This is a genomic window from Moorena sp. SIO2C4 (assembly GCF_010672485.1).
Classification (GTDB): Bacteria; Cyanobacteriota; Cyanobacteriia; order Cyanobacteriales; family Coleofasciculaceae; genus Moorena; species Moorena producens.
Genome location: NZ_JAAHGN010001076.1, coordinates 1 through 2,507 on the forward strand (window position 1 = coordinate 1; position 2,507 = coordinate 2,507).

Consider the following 2,507-nt stretch of genomic DNA (forward strand, 5'->3'; position numbering starts at 1 on the left):
TCATCGGTTGTGATGTTGATGTTGCCATAAGCTGTTACCCATTTAAACTCCCTTGTCTTGATGCAATAGCGAGTGGGGGAAACCCCCTGTTCCCTTGCTGCATCGCTTTATGAAATCAGGAAAAAAACCCTGAAACTCTTTTCCCTTCTGCCTTCTGCCTTCTGCCTTCTGCCTTGCTGTTTTGCAATTTAAATGCACAACAGCTTAGACCCCCCTTACAAATCATCGGGATTGATGCCAAGGGTACGCAATTTTTCTGCCAATCGTTCTGCCCGTTGGCGTTCCTGTTCTGCCCGTTGGGATTCCTGTTCTGCCCGTTGGGATTCCTGTTCTGCCCGTTGGGATTCCTGTTCTGCCCGTTGGGATTCCTGTTGAGCGTGTTCTTTTAAAGTCTCAATCCAATTACCAGCTTCATCATACCAACGCAGCCACAACCCTTCTGTTTCTTGATATTTCCCAAGCCAGACTCCTAACCCTAATTCCAGTTCTCGAATCCAAAATTTGGGTTCAGAAAGCTCTACTTCCTGATACTGGGCGGGCATTAATTGAAACACCCGCAACTGGTTTTGATAACGGTCAAAGACCACATAGTAAGGAATCCGCATATATTGTTCATATGCTTGCCATTTGGTGGGTGGCTTGTTGGCAGACCTTAGGGTTTGTCCTAAATCTTCAGCTTCCGTACCTGGTGATAGGAGTTCCACTACCAAAAATGGCGCTCTTCCTTCCTGCCAAACCACATAACTCCAGCGAAGGTCTTTTTGTTGTTGAGCGGGAGTCACACCCAGTACCAGAAACCAATCTGGTCGTTTGTGCCACAACAAATGATGACTATCGTAATATAAATTGAGGTCTGTACCAATAAACATTTCCTCCCTGGGATAGTTGGGAGGTTGGCAGGTTTCCCGCAATAGCTGGGGTTGGAAGTCATGAAATTCGTCAGGCAAACCAGGCTCCTCCGGGTCTTCACTAGGTAGGTCATACATAGTGGGCATGGTTTCCCACACTGGACGGGGATGAACAGTTGGATCTAATTCCTCTTCGTCTGGGTCTTCACTAGGTAGGTCATACATAGTGGGCATGGTTTCCCTGGGAGGACGGGGTGGGTCAGTTTGGTACATGATCCTCTGTTGAGCCTGATAGTTTGAGCTTAGCATCTTGGGTTTTAGGGAATCGGGAGGTGGGAATCGGGAGGTGGGAATCGGGAGGTGGGAATCGGCAAGAGGCAACATTCAACATTCAACCTGCCAACCTACCCTACAAGGGACGGCAAGGGCGAACAACCAACTAACCTAGCCTACAAGGGACGCCAAGGGCGAACAACCTTGGCCTTTCGGCCACGCTACGCGAACAACTTGACAACTTTCAACCTACCCTTCACCGAACGCCAAAGGCGAACAACTTTTCCAACCCCTACTCCCGGCCACCTCTAAGATTCTTCTTCGTCGATGTCGATCGCATTTTCCTACCACAGCCATCTGCGATCGCATTTTCCTACCACAGCCATCTGTGATCGCATTTTCCCACCACAGCCATCTGCGATCGCATTTTCCCACCACAGCCATCTGCGATCGCATTTTCCTACCACAGCCATCTGCGATCGCATTTTCCCACCACAGCCATCTGCGATCGCATTTTCCCACCACAGCCATCTGCGATCGCATTTTCCCACCACAGCCATCTGCGATCGCATTTTCCCACCACAACCGATTCCCGATTCCCGATTCCCACCTCCCGATTCCCGATTCCCAATTCTCAATTCTCAATTCTCAATTCTCAATTCTCAATTTCCTGTAGTATCCACTGTCTAGAGAGGTATTTTTCGCTTAGGATTGAAAATTGTTATGATCACGGGTTATTCAACAGAAAAACAAAGGAAGCTTTTGCCGAAATACCACCTGCAATTCCTGAAGCATACAATAGCGGTTATAAATTGAAGATCAGACAGCTTAATTGAGTATAACGGAAAAACAAACCAATAATTGTTCCATCTTTTTTCGGTTGCTCAATCGGTCTGGACTAGATCTATCGCAGTTCTCAATTGGTTGAGGTAGATTTTGGAGTTTAGGCAAAAGGCAAGAGGGAACAGGGAAAAAATCCTGTGTACTTCATAGGTATGAGGTAAGCATTCAGCCGTCAGCCGTCAGCCGTCAGCTTATTTTATTCACAAGTTGTTCGGTGTAGCGTGCGCTATGGGCATAAACTGTTTCGGTAGCGTGGCCAAAGGCCTTTAGCTGAATACTTACGATCTGAAAAACCCTATAACCACAGGATCGCTATCAAAAACGCGTTCGCGTAGCGTGACCAAAGGTCAATCGCGTGCATCTCATTAAAGTTTGACTCGGTGATGGGTTACTACCGACCGTTGATTAGCTGACGGCTGAGGGCTGATAGCTGAATGCTTACCTCCCTACTCCCTACTCCCTGCTCCCTACTCCCTAATTCCTACCCAATTGAAAACCTTGAATAGTCGCTTGTTAACCAAAACCTATTCACAACTTCAGCAA

The 2,507-nt window shown here is 47.5% G+C and carries 3 protein-coding genes; 2 read left to right on the forward strand and 1 reads right to left on the reverse strand.

What is annotated here, in order from left to right; all coding sequences use genetic code 11:
- Positions 1 to 215: 215 nt before the first annotated feature.
- The gene (locus F6K20_RS33835) at positions 216 to 1,121 is read right to left on the reverse strand and encodes a Uma2 family endonuclease (protein WP_071108098.1); all 906 of its coding nucleotides are present in this window, start codon (positions 1,119 to 1,121) and stop codon (positions 216 to 218) included.
- An 87-nt stretch (positions 1,122 to 1,208) separates the two neighbouring features.
- On the opposite strand from F6K20_RS33835, the gene F6K20_RS33840 reads away from it, so the two are divergent.
- Together F6K20_RS33840 and F6K20_RS33845 are read left to right on the forward strand one after the other, a co-directional pair.
- Positions 1,209 to 1,433 carry a hypothetical protein gene (locus F6K20_RS33840; protein ID WP_154659904.1) on the forward strand — a complete coding sequence of 75 codons (225 nt, stop codon included), beginning with the start codon at positions 1,209 to 1,211 and terminating at the stop codon, positions 1,431 to 1,433.
- 15 nt (positions 1,434 to 1,448) lie between these two features.
- The gene (locus tag F6K20_RS33845) at positions 1,449 to 1,811 is read left to right on the forward strand and encodes a hypothetical protein (protein ID WP_287263156.1); all 363 of its coding nucleotides are present in this window, start codon (positions 1,449 to 1,451) and stop codon (positions 1,809 to 1,811) included.
- Positions 1,812 to 2,507 lie beyond the last annotated feature (696 nt).